General features: G+C 43.1%; 14 protein-coding genes and 1 pseudogene. 9 read left to right on the top strand and 6 right to left on the bottom strand.

Going from position 1 to position 20,420, the window contains the following annotated elements; all coding sequences use genetic code 11:
• Positions 1-25: 25 nt before the first annotated feature.
• Complete coding sequence (locus UB32_RS14025) at positions 26-679, bottom strand: ABC transporter permease (RefSeq protein ID WP_044394603.1); 654 nt, start codon at positions 677-679, stop codon at positions 26-28.
• 559 nt (positions 680-1,238) lie between these two features.
• On the opposite strand from UB32_RS14025, the gene UB32_RS14020 reads away from it, so the two are divergent.
• From UB32_RS14020 to UB32_RS20785, 3 genes and pseudogenes are all read left to right on the top strand, one after another.
• The gene (locus UB32_RS14020; RefSeq protein WP_044394637.1) at positions 1,239-4,454 is read left to right on the top strand and encodes a M36 family metallopeptidase; all 3,216 of its coding nucleotides are present in this window, start codon (positions 1,239-1,241) and stop codon (positions 4,452-4,454) included.
• Positions 4,455-4,927: 473 nt separating this feature from the next.
• A complete protein-coding gene (locus tag UB32_RS14015) occupies positions 4,928-5,866 on the top strand; it encodes a GNAT family N-acetyltransferase (RefSeq protein ID WP_128721556.1) in 939 nt (312 codons plus the stop codon).
• Between the two features lie 126 nt (positions 5,867-5,992).
• Positions 5,993-6,085 (top strand): annotated as a pseudogene (locus UB32_RS20785) (dihydrofolate reductase family protein); the annotation flags it as partial.
• 222 nt (positions 6,086-6,307) lie between these two features.
• Here UB32_RS20785 and UB32_RS19550 read toward each other — a convergent pair.
• Entirely contained in the window at positions 6,308-6,709 is a 402-nt protein-coding gene (locus UB32_RS19550) for a DUF4183 domain-containing protein (RefSeq protein ID WP_084221854.1), read from the bottom strand.
• 169 nt (positions 6,710-6,878) lie between these two features.
• On the opposite strand from UB32_RS19550, the gene UB32_RS14005 reads away from it, so the two are divergent.
• Positions 6,879-7,262: a DUF4183 domain-containing protein gene (locus UB32_RS14005; RefSeq protein ID WP_044394600.1), complete on the top strand. Its 384-nt coding sequence runs from the start codon at positions 6,879-6,881 to the stop codon at positions 7,260-7,262.
• A gap of 220 nt (positions 7,263-7,482) precedes the next feature.
• Here UB32_RS14005 and UB32_RS14000 read toward each other — a convergent pair whose 3' ends face one another.
• A complete protein-coding gene (locus UB32_RS14000) occupies positions 7,483-9,816 on the bottom strand; it encodes a TOTE conflict system archaeo-eukaryotic primase domain-containing protein (RefSeq protein ID WP_044394598.1) in 2,334 nt (777 codons plus the stop codon).
• A 453-nt stretch (positions 9,817-10,269) separates the two neighbouring features.
• Between UB32_RS14000 and UB32_RS13995 the strand changes: the two genes are divergently transcribed.
• Entirely contained in the window at positions 10,270-11,496 is a 1,227-nt protein-coding gene (locus tag UB32_RS13995) for an ATP-binding protein (protein ID WP_044394631.1), read from the top strand.
• A gap of 205 nt (positions 11,497-11,701) precedes the next feature.
• On the opposite strand, the gene UB32_RS13990 is transcribed toward UB32_RS13995, so the two are convergent.
• The 3 genes from UB32_RS13990 to cysC form a co-directional block, all read right to left on the bottom strand.
• The gene (locus UB32_RS13990) at positions 11,702-13,462 is read right to left on the bottom strand and encodes an SLC13 family permease (RefSeq protein WP_044394596.1); all 1,761 of its coding nucleotides are present in this window, start codon (positions 13,460-13,462) and stop codon (positions 11,702-11,704) included.
• A 160-nt stretch (positions 13,463-13,622) separates the two neighbouring features.
• On the bottom strand, positions 13,623-14,768 hold the full coding sequence (gene sat / locus UB32_RS13985) for a sulfate adenylyltransferase (RefSeq protein ID WP_044394629.1): 1,146 nt from the start codon (positions 14,766-14,768) through the stop codon (positions 13,623-13,625).
• 24 nt (positions 14,769-14,792) lie between these two features.
• Entirely contained in the window at positions 14,793-15,398 is a 606-nt protein-coding gene (gene cysC, locus UB32_RS13980; protein ID WP_044394594.1) for an adenylyl-sulfate kinase, read from the bottom strand.
• A gap of 263 nt (positions 15,399-15,661) precedes the next feature.
• Here cysC and UB32_RS13975 point away from each other — a divergent pair, with 263 nt between their 5' ends.
• Genes UB32_RS13975 through UB32_RS13955 form a run of 4 tightly spaced genes read left to right on the top strand, consistent with a single transcriptional unit; the run spans position 15,662 to position 20,282 of the window.
• On the top strand, positions 15,662-16,459 hold the full coding sequence (locus UB32_RS13975) for a sulfotransferase family 2 domain-containing protein (RefSeq protein WP_044394591.1): 798 nt from the start codon (positions 15,662-15,664) through the stop codon (positions 16,457-16,459).
• 49 nt (positions 16,460-16,508) lie between these two features.
• Positions 16,509-18,263 carry a glycosyltransferase gene (locus UB32_RS19545; RefSeq protein ID WP_084221852.1) on the top strand — a complete coding sequence of 585 codons (1,755 nt, stop codon included), beginning with the start codon at positions 16,509-16,511 and terminating at the stop codon, positions 18,261-18,263.
• Positions 18,226-19,215, top strand: coding sequence for an NAD-dependent epimerase/dehydratase family protein (locus UB32_RS13960; protein WP_241768512.1), 990 nt, complete (start codon positions 18,226-18,228; stop codon positions 19,213-19,215). The genes UB32_RS19545 and UB32_RS13960 overlap by 38 nt, the downstream gene beginning before the upstream one ends.
• Entirely contained in the window at positions 19,212-20,282 is a 1,071-nt protein-coding gene (locus tag UB32_RS13955; RefSeq protein WP_044394589.1) for a glycosyltransferase family 4 protein, read from the top strand. The genes UB32_RS13960 and UB32_RS13955 overlap by 4 nt, the downstream gene beginning before the upstream one ends.
• Positions 20,283-20,420: the final 138 nt, after the last annotated feature.

Here is a 20,420-nt window from a genome sequence, read left to right as displayed (position 1 = left end):
ATCTTTCACCCCATCTTACTTCTATTTATTGTTGAAAACCTTTTGGAGTCATACGTTTTTGGAGAAGTCCGAGCAGTCCGTCTGTCACAATCGCCAGAAGGGAAATGGCGATCGCTCCTGCCAGTACCATGGTTGTATTCGATCTTGAAATCCCCTGGTTGATCAATACTCCAAGTCCGCCAGCCCCGATAAACGCAGCAATTGCGCCGATTCCGATATTCATGACCACGGCTTGCCTGACTCCTGCCATAATGATAGGAAGGGCATTGGGAATCTCCACACGCAGGAGACGCTGCATCGTATTCATTCCCAGCCCAATGGCGGCATCACGAATATTGGGATCGACATTATTGATGGCTACATAAGTATTACGGATGATCGGCAGTTGCGAATATAAAATGAGTGCTATCACCGCTGGCACGAAGCCGATTCCCTGATTGATGACCGACAGAATCGGAATCATGATCCCAAAAAGCGCGATACTCGGGATTGTCATGATGATATTAGCCACCTGGAGAACTGTCTCAGCCAGTTCTTCATTCGTTGTAAGATAAATCCCAAGCGGAAGACCGATTGCGATCGCAATGAAAACGGCCAAGCCCACAAGCTGCAGATGCTCCACACTATATGTCCAAATCGAAGTCTGGTTTTCTAGCATGTAGTTCAATAAATCATTCATCTCTTTCCACCACCTTCAAATTAACTAGTACAAAGGTAATATATGCAAGAACCGTGCCAAATTTTAAAAATAGACACAAAAAAGCACCCGAACCCCGCTATCAAAGGGTCAAGTGCTTGGTCCTATTTATTACTGTAAAAACGAAACAATTTTACAAAAGCAAAAAAATTTTACATGGTTGTTAAAATATTTTGACAAACGCCAGGACAAAGGGTCGGTTCCGGTGTCCCGGGAATTGTAAGGATTTAACTTTGCATTATATTCAAAAAATGAGCTTTTTCAAAAAAAGTTGTAAGCAGAGGCTCATCGAAGATGGAAGAATCGTTTATGTCTTCTGGATTGAGCAATTAACTATACTTCAGGGCCTAGTATAAAAAAGAAATGTCATTTATTAAGACTCCTGTGTAGGTCATGTCACCACAAGTCCTATTCTCTATAGTGTCTTAGTTGTATTTAAGTGACCTATAGTATGTATTTTGCCATTGCGACAGAGGTAAAACAATTGAGTCAAACGTATTCTTTCCTTGAAGTAAGAATTTTTGAGGAGGGTTTTGCGCAAATGAAAAAACGAAAGTTCGTAATGGCTGTATCTTCAACGCTGCTGGCAGGCCAGGTTTTGTTGACAAGCGGAATATATGCTGATCAGGTAAAAGGTCCTGTGACTGCAGAGGGAATCCATGAAGATCATGAGTCTCATTTGTATGATGTCCGAAACGTTGTAAGCAGTGTCCTGCCAACTAAGAAGCAGCTTGATGCTGCCAATACACTTGTAAAATCAGTCGGGGCAGGAACGAAGATTAAATGGGACACAATATTTGGAACTCCATCGACCATTATCAAGGAACATGGATATTTGACAGATCTATCTAAGGAAAGCGCTGAGACGATTGCTCGCAATTGGCTAAAGCAAAATGCGTCGCTATATGGGCTGCAGGCATCAGATATTGATTCATTTGTCGTAGCGAAAAATTTTGAAATGCCGGGAACAGGGCTGCGGCCAGTAACCCTTCAGCAAACATTCGATGGTATTGAATCGGCATACGGTGGCCGAGTGATCATCGCGGTAAACAAAGATGGACAAATCCTGTCTGCAGCAGGAAATCTAAGCCGTGCAACAAATTTAATTGAAGACTTCCAGCTTTCAGAAGCAGAAGTTTTAAACAAGGCAGTTGAGTTAAAATTGCCAGATGTAAGCTTTATGCCAAAGCTGTTAAGAGAGGAGAAAGGCTGGTCAGTATTTGCCGGAGGAGATGTGCTGCCGGCTGAGCAGCGTGTAAAGAAAGCAACGTTTATTACAAAGGACGGTGTCCGGCCAGCTTATCGTGTACTTTTTATCAAGGAACTGAATGAAGGGTTTGAAATGGTGATCGATGCGGCGAATGGCAAGCTATTATACCAGCGTTCACTCGTCGACACTCTATTAGAGACAGAAGGACTCGTTTTTGAAAACTACCCTGGTGCACCGGCTGGCGGAACTCAGGTTATGAAGTCGTTTAAAGGGGATCCCAAGGCATCACCAAACGGCTGGCTCATTCCGGGCACAAGCCTTGGATTGACGACATTTGGAAACAACGCCAACTCGTATGCGAACTGGAGCAACTTTTTAGTCCCAGCGGATCAGGCTGTTCGCCCGCTTGCGTTAGACGGCGATTTTAGCTACTTATTTAAAAACGCATGGCAAGAAAAAAATGGGCAAACGACACCGCCATCCTATGCAGAGGATTTAAACAGTGCGGCGACGAACTTGTTTTACCATCATAATCTATTCCATGATTATTTTTACAACCTTGGGTGGACTGAAGCAGCAGGAAACCTTCAACTTTCAAACTACGGAAAAGGCGGAATGGACGGCGATGCCATCTTAGGTCTTGTCCAGGCAGGAGCGCTCTCAGGCGGAGCGCCCACGTATACGGGACGAGATAACGCCTACATGCTGACGCTACCTGACGGGATTCCGGCTTGGAGCGGAATGTTCCTTTGGGAACCGATCCCAGGGTCATTTGAAGGCCAATATGCTGATGGGGATTTTGATGCGGGTATTATTTATCATGAATATGCCCATGCATTGACAAATCGTTACGTTGCAGGCGGAGAAGCACTTGGCAGCCATCAATCTGGTTCGATGGGTGAAGGCTGGGGCGACTTCTTTGCAATGCATTATCTGGCGAAAAAAGGACAGCAGGAAAAGCCTGTTGTCGGGGCCTATGTGACAGGGAACGCTGAACGCGGAATCCGAAGCTATTCCCTGGATGAGGCGCCTTACAACTATGGTGATATTGGTTATGACGTTGGAGGTCCAGAGGTTCACTCGGACGGCGATGTTTGGGCAGCAATTTTATGGCATGTAAGAGACACTTTAATAGAGCGACTTGGAAAATCGGAAGCAGAATCAGTCATCGAGCATCTAGTCATGGATGCCATGCCGATCTCTGTTCCAAATCCATCGATGGAAGACATGAGAACAGCGATACTCGCTGCGGATTTTGAACGGTATGACGGAAAACACTATGATGCTCTATGGACTGCGTTCGCACAGCGCGGCTTAGGGGCAAATGCATTATCTAAAGGAGGAGACGATACCGATCCAGTTCCAGGATTTAATCATCCAGATGGCCAGCGAAATGGTCAGCTGATTGGAAAGGTGGTTAACGCTGCCACCAAGAAACCGATCAAGGATGCACGAATAATCATTGGTGAATTTGAAGCAAGAACAAGTCCAATCGCAGTATCCGGACAAAAGGGAGACTTTGGGGTCTATATGACAGAAGGAACCTATGACATTACCATTCAAGCAAAAGGTTTTGGATCAAGGACGATTCGTGACGTAGCCATCAAGGCTGGGAAAAAGAATCAGTTAACGTTTACCATTGGACCAAACGTTGCATCATCCTTTAACGGTGCTTCGATTTTCAGCGTTTCCGGAACATCGGACAGCAATCCCATCAAGTTTGTGATTGACGACACTGAAGCAAGCGTGTTCGCTTCGAATACTCAAGAAAATGGCTTCCTTGGAGCGGATTTCATCGTTGACCTAGCAGGAAATGAACCAGTTGAAATTTCTCATGTTCAGGTAAGTGCCATGAAGGATATATCCGGATCGCGATTTGCTACACTGAAAAACTTCAGTCTGCAAACATCGATGGACGGTGAGAACTTTACTACGGTATGGAAAGGGAAGTTTGAAGCCGGAAAGCCAAGGCCAACGGTGGCTGATCTTCATTACCAGGAAATGGACCTACCACACCCAGTACAGGCAAAATACCTTAAATTAATCGCGCACGATGCACAAGACAACAGCAAAGGCTTTGTCCAGGTGGCTGATGTTCAAGCCTTTTCTGAACAAAAGTCAAATATTCAACCGCTTGTACTGGAACCAGAAGCACCGTTTGTAGCAGAAGGCACCGTACAGGTAGGAAACGCAGGAACAGGAATAGGAAGTCTCGCAGGTGTGCCAGCGACACTAGCCATAACAGAGAATGAGTTCGTGACGACGCAAAATCCAGAGCCGGCATCACAGGGAGTAGATGGATATGTGGTGACCCTTCCAGAGCAATATGGCGATGGGATTCATAACTTCACACTGCAGGGAAGCAATGATGGATCGTATGACTATGATGTGTACTTCTATAACAAATACTTTGAGCTGATTGGAAGTGTTGCCACTTCAGGCGCCAACGAAGCAGGAGTCATACCAGGCGGTACCCACTATGTGTATGTGGGATTATATTCAGGAGCAAATGTACCGTTTACATTTACGGCAAAGAGCCCTTATTAAAGATCAAAAGGGTTCATAGATAGTAACATTTGCTACCGCGACAAGGTTGGGACAAAGGCAACGTTTCGGTGTCCCGGAATATAACTTTGCATTATATTCAAAGGTCCGATATGAAAAAAGCCGATTTTTCCTATTCGCGTAGGAATTTTCGGCTTTTTTCATTTTATAAAATTTAAAACCTTTTAAGTTACAACAAATATTTTCCTAAAAATCAGATTTTCGCCAATCTTTGTTGAAATTGTATGTTACGGTGGTATTGTTAGCCCCAAATAACTCAAAATATTAGAGAAACTGATAAAGATGAATTTAAAGTTACTTATAATTTTAAAAATAAAGATTAAGCCAATGAAAGACAATAGAAAGTGTATTCTCTATTTAAATGAAAGCAGAACTGAACCTAGGAGCAGTTAATTGGGGAGGATTCATCCAAAAAAAGCATAAAATTTCTATGATGGATTTGGAGAGTGCAAATAGTGAAAAAACTACATAAACCTTGGATCAAACTGAAGGAATATATTGATGCTAGTGATTATGAAGCTATTAACGGCCTTCAGGACCTTTGCCATCGAGTGGATCAAACGGCACTTAAACTGGAGCTTGATTATAAGCTTGAAGTTTACGATGGCATCGGGAAAGGCGTCGAGGATAATCATGAGTTCATGTATTTTAATGGGGAAGAGCTGATCGGCTATTTGGGAATAAGCAGCTTCGGCGGGTCGTGGGAAGTGAACGGGATGGTGGCTCCGGATTACCGCCGTCAGGGTGTTTTCACCAAATTATTTGAGTTGGTCATCGCAGAATGGAAGCGTCGGGATTCTGGCAGCATGCTGCTGTTGAGTGACCGCAACTCAGAATCGGGGCAGAAATTCATCGCCGGAGTTGGAGGGCAATACAAGCATTCTGAGTATGAGATGTTTTTAAAAAAAGATGCCCCTGCCGCCGCTCAATACCAGTTGGAAGGAATTGTTTTCAGAAAGGCGACAAACGCGGACGCGCACGAGATTGCGCGACAAAACGCGATTTATTTTAACGATGAGAACGAATTTAGTTCTGAAAACATGATTTTGCCTGAGGAAGAGGAAAGACGAGGGGTGACTTCTTATCTTGTTGAAAAGGAAGGGCAAATCATCGGGAAGGTGAATCTGCAGCTGACATCGAAGCTTGGTGCTATTTTTGGTCTCGGTTTGCTGCCGGAGCATCGCCGCAAGGGATACGGCATGACGCTTCTTTTAATGGCCATTGAAAAGCTGAGGGAGGAAAATGCGAAGGAAATCATGCTACAAGTCGAGGCTGACAACTCGAATGCCCTTAATCTTTATAAGTCATGCGGTTTTGATGAGACATCAACGATGGATTATTTTGAACTAAAACAGGAAGACAAAGAGACGGTTCTGGTGTCGGAAAAATTGTAAGAATTAATTGTGCCATTCTAAGCATAACAAAATATTAGGGCTATTCTTAAATATTTCGATTTCTTGAATGATACGAGAGAACCAACCGTTCTTGTGTCGTTCTGTTTGTTAAATGGAGGAAAAATTATTAATTTGAAAATGGTTGATACAAGAACATTCTCTTCTGGTATTGTGCAACTAATTTATCATTTGGATGAGAATGAGAAATATTGCACTTAAAGAAGCTAGATCAATAGATAATTTTATCATTGTGTACCATTGTTGCAGGGCAAAAGCTTGATTCCTACAGAAAATTGATAATGAGGCTACAATGAAACGATTCCGGTGTTGGAGAATTGTAAGGATTTAGCTGTGTCAATGCAAGCATAGAAAAAAATGAACTTTGTCTCAATTTTTAAAAAGATTTTCCGAATAAGACGTGCGAAACGTTCCTGTGTCGCTTCAGCCGATCACTTTTACGAACTGTAATATAATTACTGCCCCTGCGATTGGAGGCTCACTACAGTTTAAGGCTAGCACTCCTTTTGAAACTGTGTATAAAGTGGCGGGCTGCAGCACGCCATTTATAAACAGGTTATAAAAGGAAACTTCTTTAGGATCCAAAATTCCTGTTTTCCCATAGTCAAGTTCCTCATCGCTATCTGTATAGATAAACTTCTTTCCGTCTGAAACTGCATTGTACTGAAGAAGATCTGTTTTTAGTACTTTTTCCTGTTTGCATTGACTTGCCAATAATAGTTCAATCAACCATTTTGGAGGGAAAATTTGCGAACAATGATCACAATGATAGCAGCAATGATTAATACCAGGATTAACCTTGGTTATTTCTTTTTTGGCAATCATTTTTTACATCCTTTTTCATCATTTTATCTTTTCATGGGTAAAAAGGTGATCACTTTCATGAAAATTATGGAAAAATGGACTCCGACTAGGGGTAAATTTCTCATTCAATAAAAGAACAAATACATAAACTATATTGTGTTAAATACATTTTTTGGAAGGAGGAGAAAATTTGGCATTACAACTTATGAAATTGCTTGTTACTGCTTCTACAACAACCAATGTGGTCCCAAGTCCAGCGAAATTTTTTTATGTGACAACAGCAGAAACAGCAGCTGGTAGTACATTGTCGATCGATGCAGCCTCATTTTTCCAAGATGATGGTTCTGCGGTTACTGCGCTACCCGCTTTAACATCAAACAACAGCTACTTCAACGTTTACATCAATGGTATTTTGCAGCAGCAAGGAAATTCTACGTATACACCTGGAGCAACAGCTGTCGGTTCTCTTGCGTTTGCAGTTCCAGCAGGAGGAAGTACTATTTTGCAAAACACTTCAGTCGTGTTACAAGTAGTCAACTACGCCCCCGCTTCAACCACTACTGTCGCATCATAGGAACGCAACTAGGGGACGGTTAATTTAAAAATTTAAACCATTTAAGTCTGGAATGAACTTTCTCCTACTTCTTAAAAAAGGGATAGTCAAACAGCTTACAACAACAGTAAGTTATGGCTATTGTCCAATGAATACAAATCCAAGGCTCCCAATCTTGACTGGGAGCCTTTGGTGTTTTTACATGAAAATTGCTAAGAAAGGAAAAAGGTTTCGCTAAACATTAAAATAGCTGCATCTGCTCAGCATTATTCTGATCTTTGCCTTCCATTATATATCCCATCGCTCTGTATCCACTCTTCCTTTTCTTAAACATATTTTCTAGCATCGCCACATTCTGGTCAACATAGTCATATACTCGTACTTCCTGTTTGTTATCATGCAGTCGATGGAGGCGTCCGACATATTGTTGTAGTGTCCCTTTCCAGGAGATTGGCATGGCTAAGAAGAGGGTGTCGAGGCGTGCGTCGTCGAATCCCTCCCCAATATATTTACCAGTGGCAATTACTAGCCGTTCTTCAGAGTCTGTTAAGCTTGCCAATCTCTCGAGTGTGGACCTTTGTTCTTTTTTAGACAGATTGCCGGAAAGCGTAATGATATTCTTGGCAAAACCTTTGAACATGTTCTGGAGTTGTTCGAGATGTTCAATTCGTTCTGTTAAAATGATCGGAGAGCGTTTTTCTTCCAGAGTATGCAATACATCATCGAACAGCTGCTGATTGCGTTCTTCATCTTTCGCCAGTAATTTATATAGATCCTGGATGGAATCAGAATCTGAAGTGAAATCTGTATTCCTGACAATGAGCTTGTGCACAAACGGTCGGACTTTTGCCTGGCTCCGGGCATCTACTTTGTATCGGATTGGGCCACATTGCATAAAAATAATTGGATGTAATCCGTCTTTCCTAATTGGTGTTGCGGTTAGGCCGCAAACGTATTTTGCTCGGACATGCTTCAGAACCCTTTCAAAGGTGAATGCTGAAATATGATGGCACTCATCTACTATAATTTGCCCATACTGGGTGATAAAGCTTTTGATCTCGCCCTTATAGGCAAGACTTTGAAGCGTGACAACATCTACTTTCCCAGTAATTTTCTCTTTACCTCCGCCTACTTCGCCAATCTCTGTTTTATCCAAATTTAAAAAGGATGCTAGCTGGCTGACCCATTGCTGCTTGAGTTGAGTTTTATCAACAATAATCAGCGTATTCACTTTCCGTTCAGCGATTAAGGCGGCAGCTGCAACCGTCTTTCCGAAACCAGTTGTGGCAGATAATACCCCGTGATCGAATTGCATCAACTGGGAAACAGCGTCCAGCTGCTGGGAGGTTAACTTACCGGTGAACTGTATATCTAATCGCTCTCCTTCATACGTTTCATTCTCAAAAACAGCTTCAATTCCGTGGTTTTCGAGTAATGAAACGAGACCTTCCTTGCAGCCGCGGGGAAGGATGAGATGCTCCAGATCTTCCCCGGAGCAATTGATGACTCTGGGAATACTGGCGGTCGATAATCTTTTCGCCTGCGCCTTGTAGTACTCAGGATTCTTTATTGTAACAAGCTCCATTAATTTTGCAGCAAGGGAGGAAGGGAGCAGTTTTTTCTTTATATAATGCCCATTTTTAATCACTATCATTAATTTTTTTGGAAAAATGTGATCTTCCTTGAACGGTTCACCTGATGGAGCATCCAACTTTTTCAAAAAGTTTACGATATCTTTTTTGGACAGCTTTTGCACCGTCGACAAGTAAATCCACTGATCAGGATAGGGAATGAAACGGTCATCGACAAACAGGCTATTTCCGTTCAGACCCGCATGACGCTGCAACGGAAGGGCGATCAAATTGCCAAAGCCGCCTTTAGGCAGAGTATTCTGGTTAGGAAACATGCGATCAAAAGAATCCATTCCCGCTTCATGCTGAATTTCCAATGTTTTGGAGAGTAATGCAAAGCCTAGTTTCCGCGCAAGAGCAACATTCATTTTTTCAGAAAAGAAAAACCAAACATGCCCGCCATTGCCTGATCGGGAACGTTCCAAACTGTATGGAATACCGTACGCTTTGCAAATCTGAATAAACGCCAATACATCCTTTTGCCAATTCTCTTTATCAAAATCAACCGCCAGAAACGAGCATGATTCATCCTTCTGCATCGGATACAGGCCAACAATATGCTGGCCATAAAGATGGCCTTCAATCACCTGATCAGTTAGAGGCAACAGCATGCGATGCTGGCACTCTGAACACTTTATCTTCGGTTTCTGGCAAATTGGCCGATCCCATTCATGGGCACATGCCGGAAGATATCCAGCCCGTCCATCCTTAGCTTCCCAGCGAGTCGCGTACACATCGGCCCGCCCTTTGAACAAGCTGTTAAAAAGCTGGATTTTTACAGGCAACGGCGAATGTTTCGTCACAACCTCAGGAGATTCTAATGAATTTTTTTCTGCTTTTTTCTGATGGAGAAGACCGGCAATCTGCTGCTTAAGGTGGGCATTCTCCTTTCTCAAGCGGCTGCACTCCAAAATCCAGTCCTCCAGCTTTTTGTTTTGATACATAAGCGCCCCTCTGAATTAAATAATAATTTGCTTCTATTGTACGGGATTATAGGTTTAGAGAACAAATGAAAGATGGAAACAAGGAAAATAATGCAAACCCTTTTTTCTAAGGAATCCACTTTTTCATATATCGACTCAATCCAGTTTTCCACAAAAGCTACCCATCAATAATTGGATATTAAGATCATTAGCATATCCCCTTGCTCCCACTGTAGTGATAAAAAGAAATACAACATTACGCTACCCAATTATTTAATTCCCCTCAGTTACTATGTTTCCAGATTTCAGGTTCTGTATACTACTTTAGGCGATTTTAATAGAAAGGCAGTAAGTGAATGCAATAGTTGACTTAGAAAATTGGAAAAATCAGAGCAAATTTTGTTAAAAATTGTATATCCTCTAGGGATGATATGAATTATACTATAGGAAATAACTACTATGGTGAGGTATAAAATGAAATATTGGGGGAGAATTTCTCTTGTTCTAGTATCTTTTTTGTTCACATTCTATCAATATATTTACCATGCCGAACCTATTTTTACGATTGATTTCCTTATTTTCACCCTTCTTGCATACATAGTTGGCTGGTCTTATGATAAATCACGTTATAATGAAAAGAAGGCGAATGTGGCCAAGGAGAATTATATTAAACTAATTGATGTTATGCCTCAATGTATATTTATCCACCAAAACGAGGAGTTAATCTATGTTAACCAAGCAACTGTTGTTCTCCTGGGAGCCGAAAGCAAAGAAGATTTGGTCGGAAAATCCATTTTCAATTTTATTAAGCCGGAATATCAACAGCTTTTTTTACAGAGAATGATGCATGCCGGTAAGGAAAAGGATCCGCTAAATAAGATGGAATACCAGATTATCAGAATGGATGGATCCCCCTTATTTTTCGAAGGGACTTCAATGAAAATCAGCTTCGACAGCAAAGAAGCAATCCTTTCAGTCGGAAAGGATATTTCTATAGTGAAAGAGGAAACGGCAAACTTACTATTAAAATCGGAAAAACTTTCCATGTTGGGACAGATGGCTGCTGGCATCGCTCACGAGATAAGAAATCCGCTTACATCTATAAAAGGATTCATTCAGCTCTTAAGATCCAATTACTCCAATCACTATTACTTTGACATCATTTTTTCTGAACTAGAGAGGATTAATTCCATTCTTGGAGAATTCCTCATCCTTTCCAAGCCAAGCGTGATGATCTTTGAGGAGCAGGATGTTAAGACAATCGTAAAAGACATCATAACGTTGAGTAACACCCAATCTATATTGAATAATGTTCAGATCTTTCTAGAAGTTGAGAGTGATCTGCCAAAGATAAATTGCAATAAAAATCAATTGAAACAGGTGTTTTTAAACTTATTGAAAAACTCAATAGAAGCGATGGCGACTGGCGGTATTATTGAGGTGAAAATCCAAAATAAAGGCAACGGAGAAGTTTCTGTCATCATAAAAGATAATGGCGTAGGAATCCCTGAAGATCGGATTCCAACATTGGGTGAGCCATTTTATTCTACTAAAGAAAAAGGCACCGGCCTTGGTCTCATGACAAGCTTTAAAATCATCGAAAGCCATAAGGGCAGAATGGTCATCAATAGCAAGGTTAATAAAGGAACGGTCATTGAGGTTATTTTCCCCGCGATTACCCAACAGTATCTAGAGGTTTGAACTGAAACTCAAGGGCGACAAGGGGAATGTTCCGGTGTCGGGGGGAATTGTAAGAATATAACTATGTAATCATATTCAGGAAAAATGAGCTTTGTCTCAATCTTTTCAAAAAAATTGTAAGCCGTGGCTCATCGGGGATTGATTAGGGTTATTCTTAAATATTTCGTTTCTCAAATGGGACGGGAGAACCGCCCCAGTGCCGCTTTTAAAGCCACCTGATTGAAACCAGCAGGATGGTGGCTCCCATGCAGAGCAGGCTCAAGGGGAATCCTGCTTTAAGGTAATCGGAAAATTTATAGCCGCCAGGTCCAAGAACAATCATATTCGTCTGATAGCCGATGGGGGTAAGGAAACTGCAGGAAGAGGCTATGGCGGTGACAATCGCGAACATTAGGGGATCCAGCATCAATTTCTCTGAAATGCTGAATCCGACAGGAAACATCACAGCTGCAGTTGCAAGATTATTAAGAATTTCGGTCAGGAGCATGGTTGCCAGGAAAAAGAAGATTAGAATTCCAAGTAACCCGCTGATTCCGCCAATGGATAAAAGATGTTCTGACAGGATTTTTGCCAGCCCGGTTGATTCCACGGCCTTCCCGATTCCTATTGAGGATCCCATCATGATGATCAGCCGCCAATTGACAGCACGAAAGGCATCAGCCAGACTGATCGATTTAGTGGAAATTAATAGGACGGTTGTGAACAAGGAGATTTTGTAAATGGACATCACCTGAAAGACCGCCATGCCCATCATTAGCAGCAAAATACAGATTATGACCATATGCCCGCCTGTTTTTTTCGGCTCTGGCTGAACAGAAGAATGCAGGCGGAAAATATCTGATTCTCCCCAGTTTTTTAAAAAATGTTGGTCGGCCATTAGCACAAGGGTATCGTTTTCTTTAAGAGACAGATTGCCAAAACCGCTGGTGATTTCGCACCCTCTTCTTTTGATTGCTAGAATGATAGCATGGTATTTTGAACGGAAATGAATATCCTTGATTCTCTTATTAGCCAGGGCAGATCCTTCAGGGATACTTGCTTCGATAAGGGCAGACCGTGAGCTTGACAATTCTGGCACTTCTCCTTCCAGGCACTTCTCCAGGCCAAGATAGAGTCCAGCATTCAAGACTCCTTTTGGATTCCCTGAAAACAAAAGGATATCATTTGCGTGGATGATTTCATCTTTTTCGGCGGTGATCCATTTGCCATCAAGGTGAATTTCGATTAAGAATAGATGGTCCAAGTTTTGCAGCATCGCTTCTGTTATAGACTTGCCAACCAGGGTGGAATTTTGCCTGACTTTGTAATGATGGATATATAAATACTGTTCTTCTTGGAATTTATCAATATTCGGCTTCCTGTCTGGCAGCAGCCGATGTCCTAATAAGGAAAAATAGAGTATTCCGATCACCGTTAGCGGCACCCCGATAAAGGCAAAGTCGAATAGTTGGAACCCGTTGATTCCATTTTCCAGTAGCAATCCTTGCACAAGTAGATTGGATGAAGTACCAATCAGGGTGGTTGTTCCGCCGAGTATGCTCGCGTAGGACAGAGGGATGAGGAGTTTAGACGGGCTGACCTTATTGGCAAGCGCCCACCTTTGGACCGAAGGCAGCATAATGGTTAAAAGCGGAGTGTTGTTGATAAATCCCGACAACATTCCAGTCGGGAGCATGATTTTTAGAATGATGGAGGAAATGGACTTGCTTCCTGTTAATATTTTTTCGATGATGCCATGAAGCAGACCACTTCTTGATACGGCAGCACCTACGATCAATAGGTTTGCAACGGTGTGTACTCCCGGGTTAGAAAAACCAGATAAAGCCTTTTCTGGTGTTAGAATCCCAAAGAGAGTGATGGCGGCAAGAGCGAGAAAAACTCCTATTTCTGGAGGCAGCTGCTCCCTCAACAAGGCAATGAACATGGCTAGCAGAATGATACATAGACCTATTGCCTGGATTGTCATTACTTGATTCCTCCTTAAAATCATACTAATGACAGGGTATGTGGAGGTTAGGATGCCTGTACATGATTTTCGCCTGAAAAACTAAAGCATCATTCACAAATGAATGAAAATTATATAGGGATGTAATGACATAAAAACGAGCGAGCAGCTCGTTTTTATGTTAATGAGTCTGTTCAGCCGTAAGCCCTTTTACCAAGATTTCAGCGACTTCGGGCCTGGTGAAATGTGGTGGCGGGAATTTTCCTTGGCGGAGCATTTCCCTGACTTTCGTTCCGGAAAGGTGCAGATGGTCCTCTGCGGAGTGGGGGCATGTCTTGCTGGTGGCCATGTTCCCGCACGCTTTGCAATAAAAGCTATGTTCAAAAGCGAGGATGGTGATGCCTAGTTCTTCTGGGCGGAAATGGCCGAAGATTTTCTGGGCGTCATAAGTGCCATAGTAATCGCCTACCCCTGCATGGTCCCGGCCGACAATAAAATGGGTGCAGCCATAGTTTTTTCTGACAAGCGCATGGAAGATGGCTTCCCTCGGACCAGCATATCTCATCGCAGCCGGAAAGACGCCTAATACAACCATGTCCTTTGGATAGTAGTTTTCAAGGAGCACTTCATAGCTTTCCATCCTGATCGCTGCCGGTATGTCGTCTCTTTTCGTTTCGCCGACCAATGGATGGAGGAACAACCCATCAACTGTTTCCAGTGCTGTCTTCTGAATATACTCATGCGCGCGGTGGACGGGGTTCCGCGTCTGGAAGCCGACGACTGTTTTCCAACCGTTTTCTGCGAACCTTTTCCTTGTTTCTTGCGGTGTCAGGTGATAACGCGAAAATTCTGGATTCTTCTTCGGGAATTTTGTCAGCTTCACAGGGCCTGCAAGATAAAGGCCGGGCCGGTCAAAAAGCTTGCTCACTCCCGGATGCTGCAGGTCTGTTGTTTGGAAGATGGCTTCCGCTTCCTTTTTCTTGTCTGGATGGTACATTTCCCTTAACTCCATGACACCATAGCTTTCCCCGCCGTATTTCAAGTTAAGTTTCTGTCCAGGTGACAGGACTTTTGCCCTGTCCACATCAACGGCAAGTGTGATGGGAATGCTCCAAACCATCCCATTTGCCAGCCGCATATTGTGAAGAACAGAAAGATAGTCTTCTCTGCCCATAAAGCCATCAATCGGACTGTATGCTCCAGTGGCAATCAGCTCCAGGTCCGAAAGAGCCATCGCATCCAATTCGATTTCCACCTCGATCTCTGTAAGATCGCTGCCTAAATCAACCTGATTGACAAGGACGCCGCCGTGTGGGGTGATAGGCACCAAATCAATCCCTCCCTATCTATCCTAGATTATTTTTTCCATGATAAAAGTGACTAAAGTATCAACTGCCTTTTCCATCGAGGACTCGTTTGTGTCGAGGACGAGTTCCGCTGCTTCCGGTTCCTCGTATTCCTGGTCAATGCCAGTAAACTGCTTTATTTCCCCTCTTCGGGCCATTTTATATAGACCCTTTGGATCACGTTTTTCACATTCTTCGAGAGGACATTTGATATATACTTCGATGAAATTCCCCTTACCTAAAATGTTCCTGGCATTCAGCCTGTCTTCCCTGAAGGGGGAAATGAGCGCTGAAAGGACAATGATTCCTGCGTCGACAAACAATTTGCCTGTTTCTGCTGTCCTCCGGATATTTTCTTTCCGGTCTTCGGGAGAAAAGGATAGATTGCTGTTGAGCCCATGGCGCAAATTATCACCATCCAATAGATAGGCGCTGATTCCTTTGTTAAATAATTCAAGCAAAACAGCGTTGGCAATTGTTGATTTTCCGGAACCTGACAGTCCAGTTAACCAAACCATGAGGCTCTTATGACCATGGAGCCGCTGTCGGTCTTCTTTTGTAACGGCGTGCCTGTGCCAAAAGATAGTGGCTGCTGATTCTTTCTTTTCCAAGTAAAATTCCTCCTTTCCAGAAGGGGATGCCCCTGTAAGTACCACCGGGAACTGAATTGGCCACTAAGTTGGATTGATAGTAAAATATGCAATTCCTGCCGGCTTGTATAGAAAATCCGCCTGCTATGAACGTATTTTTTCACATTAGGCATTCTGGCAGACAAGATAATCTCTCTGCCTATAGCAAACACTGCGGCCTGGCATACAGTAGTAACTAGAGAGGATAAATAGCTGCAGGAAAGTAATAGAAAGGTAGTGATCATTTGAGCGTTGATCTGAAAAAGGTTTGGGATCATGTTGTGAAATATAGAGTGCCGCACGAACAGGAAGATTTCCCGCTGATCCTTTTTTGGAGCCAAAAAAGCGGTTGTACCACATTGGCAAAATGGTTTTATGACCAGATTGGATTATTGGATGAAGCACTTGCATATAACGAATGGATTCATTTTTACGATCAGGAGGTTTATAAGAACAAAGCCAATTATCGCGACAAGCTTTTCGAAATAGCGGTTTCTGGAGAAAAGGATGCTTTCAAGCTCGTCCGCAATCCTTATACAAGGGCAGTGAGCCAGTTTATGATCCTGTTGACTAGCAAGAGCCTTTACTGGAATCAGGAATGGGAGAAAATCAGGTCGGTTCTCTATGGAGACAAAGATAGGGAGAAGGGGATCACTTTTAAGCAATTTTTGGGCTATATCCGGGATCACCAGGAAATGGCAGATAATCACTTCCATCCCCAATATACCGAAGGAGAAGAAAATTTCGTCCAACACTATATCCATCTGGAGAATTTTACTACGGAAATAAAACAACTAGAAAGCACCTACCAGCTGAAGACCTCCAATATCAAGAAGCTGGCCAATTCATCCCATCATATGAAAAAATCGATGGTCCTAAAGGGAGATTGGGCTGACAGGGAATTGACGAATGAGAGCTTTATTGGAATCGGCCGGTTTCCAACCTATGAAAGCTTTTATGACAAAGAAGCAATCCGCCTTGTCAATGACATCTTCCAAAAGGATTTCGAGATTTATGGATATGAGAGGAGGTCGGGGAGTTGAGCATGAATTATGATCATCACCTGCCTGGAATCTTGGTCAGGAGAGAAGGATGAAGGAAATCATGGAGAAAGTATCAATCATTATTCCTTTTTACAATTGCCCGTATATCGACTTATCGATTCAGAGCGCTTTAAATCAATCGTATCCAAACAAAGAAGTCGTGGTCGTCAACGACGGATCGAATCGATACAAGGAAAAGATCCTACCATACATGGACAAAATCATTTATCTGGAAAAAGAAAATGGAGGAACAGGGAGCGCTTTGAATACGGGGATTAAAAAAGCGGAAGGAACGTATATCACCTGGCTCAGTTCCGACGATCTTTATTCCGCGGATAAAGTGGCAAAGCAAGTAGCATTCATGAAAAAAAGGAATGCCTATATCAGTTATACGAATTTCTCCTTGATGAATGAAGAAGGCAAAGTGTACGTTTCTTCCGCAGGGGTTGTGATTTCCCGTAAAGTCGATTTTCTCAAGAACCTGAAAACCTCCAATCATATCAATGGATGCACAGTCATGATGAGGAAAGAAGTAATAGGCTCCGTCGGTCTCTTCAATGAAAAGTTGCTCTATACCCAGGACTATGATTTTTGGCTGAGAGCCGTGCAATCTTATGAATTTTACTTCCTCAATGAGCCGCTCGTCCAATACCGGGTTCATGAAGGAATGGGCTCACGTAAATATCCCGATTTCCAGACGAAAGAAATTGAAAAAATCCAACATCAATACAGGGAGGTACTCAACAAGATGATGGAGAAAGAAAAAAGGATGAAGTTCACCTTCCCGATCCTGTCGCTGAACAAAGGCGGTGCTCAGCGCATGCTGGTTGACATCGCCAACAGCCTTGTAGACAGGGGACATGATGTGACCATCCTTATGCCAAAATATAGCATCAAAGAATACGATGTCCGTGCGAAAATCCTGTACGCGAACGATACGACCCTGCAGTGGAACGACTATCCGCCGAGCGATATCATTGTATCGAATTTTTATACAACTGTAGACTCGGCTCAGCAAGCCTTTGAAAAAGGGAGGGGTCTGCACTTCCGCTTAAGCCTCTGTTATGAACCGGTGTTCCTTCCTAATCAGGATGTTACTTTTCCCTCCTACTTTGAAGCTCCGTATCTATTGCTTCTATCAAAACACCAACAGGAGCTCGTTCACTTGCTGCATGGCCTGAAGGGTCAGACCATTCCAATCTATGTCAGCCCGAATTTTTTCGATCAAGAGCTGCGGGCAGAGAATAAAAACCTGCAAATTTCAGCTATTGTCAGGAAGCCGGAGGGCGGGGATGCCTGGCACAGGGATCAAAATTATCTGTTTGAACAACTCTATAACGTGAAGCATCACTATCCTGATTTGCAATACAATTTGATTTGTCCTCCAAGGGAATTCGAACATTCCCCATTTTTACAAGAATTAAAGAAATCGAACCGTTTTGTCGTCCATACCCCACAGAACGATGTTGAACTTTGTTCTTTATACAGCCAGACAGATATTTTTGTTGCATCTTCCATTTATGAAGCGGCGCAGCTGCCAGGGTTGGAAGCGATGAAATGCGGTGCAGCCCTTGCCACAGTATATTCAGGAGGGAATACAGAGTATGGCCGCCACGAGGAGACGTGTTTGATGTCTTACAGGCATGAAAATAGGCTTGCCGCTGACATCATTCGCCTGATTGAACATCCTGCCTTAAGAAAAGAAATTGCCTTGAACGGGAAACAAGAGGCTGAAAAGTGGACCTTGACTAGGAGTGTCGATACCTTTGAGAACATTTGCCGCACAGCTCTGGAACAAAGATAAGATGGAAAAGGTGATAATCACGGGTGGATGCGGATTCATAGGCTCGCATTTGGCCCAGAAACTTGCTGAATGGAATTATGACGTTCTTGTCATTGATAACCTGGCAACGGGAGATCTTGGGAATCTGCGCCAGGAAGGGATCAGGTTGGAAATATGCGACATCTTGGAGGATCGGTTTACCCCGACAGTTTTGGAATTCAGTCCAGATTATATGATTCACCTTGCTGCCCAGGCCAATGTCCATAAATCGATTCAAAATTTCTTGTACGACGAGCAGGTGAATGTGCGTGGGACGTTAAAAGTGATGGATGCTGCCATTCAATCCAAGGTGAAGAAAATGATTTTTGCGTCCTCTTCGGCTGTCTACGGAAAACCAGAATACTTCCCGATCGATTTGCAGCATAAAATAAGGCCGCTTTCACCATACGGAACTTCAAAATATGCTTCAGAGCTATATTTAACCATCGCAAAAAAGTTATATCAACTAGACTATACAATTTTAAGATATGGGAACGTTTATGGGCCAAGGCAGAACTCAAAGCTCGAAGGCGGAGTGGTCGCTGTATTTTCAACAGCATTGGCCCAAAATAGTCGGCCGGTTATTTATGGAGACGGAGAGCAGACGAGAGACTTTGTTTTTGTTGAGGATGTTGTTTCTGCGAACATCCAGGCGCTCCATCATGGCAGCGGAAAAACATTGAACGTATCATCAGGGACACAAGTCTCTATCAATGAGCTCTATCGCCTCATGAAATCCATTAGCGGCTCTGACATCGATCCGATTTATGCTCCCGGACGAGAAGGCGATATTCGGCAAAGTTATTTATGTATAAGAGAAACAGAAGAAGCCCTGCAATGGAAGCCAGTTACGGACTTGAAAGCTGGTTTAAGAAAAACCTTCGAATATTATCAAAGCACCGTACAGGATGGTAAAAAGGAGGACGAAGAATGAAGGTACTATTTGTCTTCTATGTTCCAAGCGGGGGGGTCGAGACGCTTAACAGGCAAAGAGCCGCGGCCTTGAAAAAAAAGAATATTCAATGCGATTTCCTTTATTTTGAAAACAAGCGGGATACCATCAATCACCATGACGGGAATGTGTTCATTGCCAAGAAAGACGATGAAATTCAAAAAATCCTGCTCGCCGGCAACTATCAGGCTGTAATTGTGATTTCTGATTTTTATTCTCTCTCGAAATATAGGGCATGGGGGTATAAGGGACCGCTTGTTCTAGAAATCCAGGGGCTCGGGTCGAAAGAAGGAGCAAGAAATTTTTTCGTGATGGCATCCCATTCAATCCAAAAGTATGCGGACGGACTGCTGACTCCCTGCACCCCGCATATCGATCGCCTGATTGAAGAGTTTTTCCCAAACAAGAAGAAGTTCAGCTTTAATAACTGCTTTGATTCAGAGAAATTCTCCTACCGGCAGATCAAAAAGGCGAAGGGTCCGATTATAGGCTGGGTCGGGAGATTAGAAGAAAATAAGAATTGGACAGAATTCATAGAGATTGGAAATAAGCTGGTGAAAGCGAAAAAAGACCTTCTGTTATTCATGTTCGAAGACCCATCACTGTCCACCCCGCAAGAGCGTGTGCGTTTCCAACAGAAGGTAATAGATTATCGGCTGAGCGATCAATTGGTTACCCTGCAAAACATCCCCAATCATCAAATGGCGGATTATTATTCCATCATAGGGGATTCCGGCGGCTTCTTGTGCTCCACCTCCAAAGTAGAAGGGGCTCCCTACTCGATTCTCGAAGCGATGAGCTGTAGATGCCCGATCCTTACAACCGATTCAGATGGAGTCAGAAGCTCGGTGATTCATAATTATACAGGGAAATATTATGCGATTGGAAATATCCAGGATGCAATCAAGGAAGGCACTGAATTGATGAACGATCTACCATTGCGAGAGCAAATCCGCGAAAACGGCGTAAAACATCTAAAGGAAAACTTCAGCCTGGAAAAATACGCAGAGAACTTCGAGAAAATGCTGAAGGATTTGGGAGTAGGGTGAGACAAGTGGATCCTAGGTCAAGGGAATTGTTAGCATTCAACGTAGTTTAAAAAATGAGAAACGATTAGGTTGAGACTCCCACGACTAAAGTCGCAAGCTGACTAACGTCAGTGGGATTCTTAGCTACCTGTTTCAGAC

Source organism: Mesobacillus subterraneus, from assembly GCF_000934845.1.
GTDB classification, from domain to species: Bacteria; Bacillota; Bacilli; order Bacillales; family Cytobacillaceae; genus Mesobacillus; species Mesobacillus stamsii.
Note: the sequence above shows the minus strand (reverse complement) of the source record. Positions and strands in the feature narration are given on the sequence as shown.